Source organism: Mesorhizobium sp. M7A.F.Ca.CA.001.08.2.1, assembly GCF_003998455.1.
Taxonomy (GTDB): Bacteria; Pseudomonadota; Alphaproteobacteria; order Rhizobiales; family Rhizobiaceae; genus Mesorhizobium; species Mesorhizobium ciceri.
On sequence record NZ_RZPW01000757.1, the window covers coordinates 1 to 2916 of the forward strand.

The window sequence follows — 2916 nt, forward strand, 5'->3', positions numbered from 1 at the left end:
CCCTTGTCCTTGCCGGTTTCGATGCGAACGCTGCCGCCATGCAGCTCGACGAAGCTCTTAACGATCGACAGGCCGAGGCCGGCGCCGCGCCGGCGGCCACCATTGGCGCGCGGCTCGAAACGGCGGAACACCGAATCGAGCACATCGGGCGGCATGCCGGGACCGTCGTCATGGACCGAGAATTCCACCCCGTCCGCCAGATGGCGGCAAGTGAGCCGGATGGTGCTGGCTTCCGGGGCGTAATTGGCGGCGTTGCTGAGCAGATTGTAGAGGATCTGGCGGACGCGGACCTCATCGCCGTGAAACGTCTTCGGCGCCGAGGCTGCTTCGACCTCGAGCCTGATCGAATGCTCTTCCAGCCGGTCGGCCACCAGTTCGGCCGCAGCGGCGATGGTGCGATCGACCTGCACCTCGGAAATATCGAGCTGCATGATGCCGGCGTCCACCGTCGCCAGGTCGAGTATGTCGTTGACGATGGTGAGCAGGACCGCGGAGGAGGAGCTGACATGCTCGACATATTCCCGCTGCTTCTGCGTCAGCGGACCGGTCGTGGGCTGTGACAGGAGTTCGGTGAAGCCGATGATGTTGGTCAGCGGCGAGCGCAGTTCATAGGAAACGTGCTGGACGAATTCGTTCTTGAGCTGATCGGATTTTTGCAGCGCCTCGTTCTTGTCCTTCAGCGCCCGCTCGACATGGACGCTGTCGGTGACGTCGACGAAGGTCATCATCACCTGCCCGTTGGGCAGCGGGATCATGGCGTAACTCAACACGTTGCCGTTGTTGAGCTCGGTCTGTCCGTGGCGGTCGCGGCGCTCGTCGTCGAAGCCGGTGACGGCGGCAACAAAGCCGGGCCAGGGGCTGTCCGCCGCCTGCCGGTCGCAAAGGTCGCGGATGGTGGAAACATGGACGCTGGGCTTGGCCGCTTCGCCGCTCAATCCCCAGAGCGTGGCAAAGGCAGGATTCGACAGCCGGAGCCTGCCGTCGGGTCCGAACACCGCTACGCCTTCGGCAAGATTGTCGAGCGTCTCGCCCTGGACCCGCACCGCTGTCTGGTAGCGGCTCTCGAGGTCCATCTTCTCGGTCAGGTTCTCGAACACCCAGGTCACGCCGCCCTTGGGCTGGGGGTTGGCGACGACGCGGATGGTCTTGCCATCCGGCAGATGCCACCAATGTTCCTGGGATTCCACAGCGCGATAGGCGCCGAGCAGGCCTTCCTTCCAGCGGCGCCATTCAGGCTGTTCGGCGATCTTGCCTTCGCTGCGCAGCCGGTCGAGCAGCAAGGCATTGTCTGGAGCGCTGTGCAGGAAGCCTGCGTCCAGGCCCCAAAGCTTCTGGAAGGCCTGGTTGAAGAACCGCAGCTTCTCGTCGGTGTCGAAAATGGCGACCGCCGTGTTGAGCTGGTCGAGCGTGTCGGCGTGGCTTCGCACTGTCCGTTCGTATTCGCCGCGAACGGCTTCGATGGCACTGGTGTCGCAGGCAAGGCCGGCCGAGCCATCGCTGCCGGCGAAATCGGTGACCGCGAACACACGGCGGTCGCCTTCGATCACGGTGGACAGCGACTGCTCGAAAACCGGATGCGTCCTGTGCTGGGCGGCAATCGCATCGCGCGCCTGGCCGCCGAGGAACTCTTTCTTCTCCCGAACCGCGGCTTCGGCATTTTCGGCTTCGACGGCATAGGCATAGGCGCGGTTGACCCACCTCAGCCCGCCATCCTCGCTGCGGAGCCACGCCGGCATGTTCAGCGCGTCGAGCAGGCCGATCATCGTGTCGTGGTCGGCGGCCAGCCGCTGGTTCTCGATCTTCAGCCTGGCCTGGCTGCGCTGCGTCTCCGAGAGCGAGACGAAACGCACGAGCACATGCGCGGCACTCTTGCGGCCATGCACTTCGAGCGGCGCACCGGCCTGCGATTCGATGACCAGGTCGAAGGGTTTGGCCTTTTCGCGCAATCCCGCGACGGCATGTTCGAGTGCCGCCGCCGAACGCGGCATCAGCCAGCGGCCGAAAGCAAGAAAAGCGGCCCTATCCTCGGGAGCGCCGCTTTCGACGGGCAATGTGCCGATGAGCTCGGGCTTCTTGTTTTCCGCAGCCCAGACGACGACGCGCTGGTCGCGCAGATTGAGCAGCGCCTCGGAACGGCGGAGCGCCGCGTTGATGTCGGCGAGGCGGCTCCTGAGTTCGACATTCTCCGCCGAGGTGCGGGCTCTTTCGCGGATGAGAACGATGGCCGATATCAGTGCGGCACCCGTCACGCCGACGAACACTGCAAGCTGCATGACATCAATGGCACTCACCGACAGTCCGGCGACGCTGGCAACAGCGGTCTCGGCATGCGCGGCGGCGCCGGCCAAGGGCCCCGCGAGCGCGGAGGTGGCAAGGAATGTCGACGCGCGGGCGCGCCAGGACAGGCTCCCCCCTTCCAGGGCGGAGCCAGCAATCCCCGAATCGTCATGGCCGCCGGAAACGGCCCGTCCCGCTCTGTGCGGGTGTTGCCCCGGCATGTCTTGGTCCTCTCCGCCGCCTGAATGCAAGACCGCCCTGATGCGTGCCTCTCTTGACCCTCTCGGGCTGGAAGCATCGCCGAATCACCTGACAATAACCCCTCGCCGAATCGGCGTGAAGGCTGATGGCGCGCAAAAATAAGGCCGGGCGAAAAGTCAATCGCCCGGCCTCAATATCTGGTAGTAATTTTAGCTTTGGTTAATAGCGGTAGTGTTCCGGCTTGAACGGACCCTGCGGCGTGACGCCGATATAGGCGGCCTGTTCACCCGACAGTTCGGTCAGGCGGGCGCCGAGCTTGTCGAGATGCAGGCGGGCGACCTTTTCGTCGAGATGCTTGGGCAGGACATAGACCTGGTTCTCGTACTGGCCGGGCTTGGTGTAGAGCTCGATCTGCGCCAGCACCTGGTTGGTGAAGGA

At 64.4% G+C, this 2916-nt stretch carries 2 protein-coding genes; both read right to left on the minus strand.

The genetic code is table 11. The features are described 5' to 3' along the window. Positions 1 to 2498 (minus strand): PAS domain-containing sensor histidine kinase (locus tag EN914_RS30310; RefSeq protein WP_164779020.1); only part of this gene is annotated, 2498 nt, incomplete at its 3' end. A 199-nt stretch (positions 2499 to 2697) separates the two neighbouring features. After that, a partial coding sequence (locus tag EN914_RS30315) for an adenosylhomocysteinase (protein ID WP_206527277.1) occupies positions 2698 to 2916 on the minus strand: 219 nt, incomplete at its 5' end.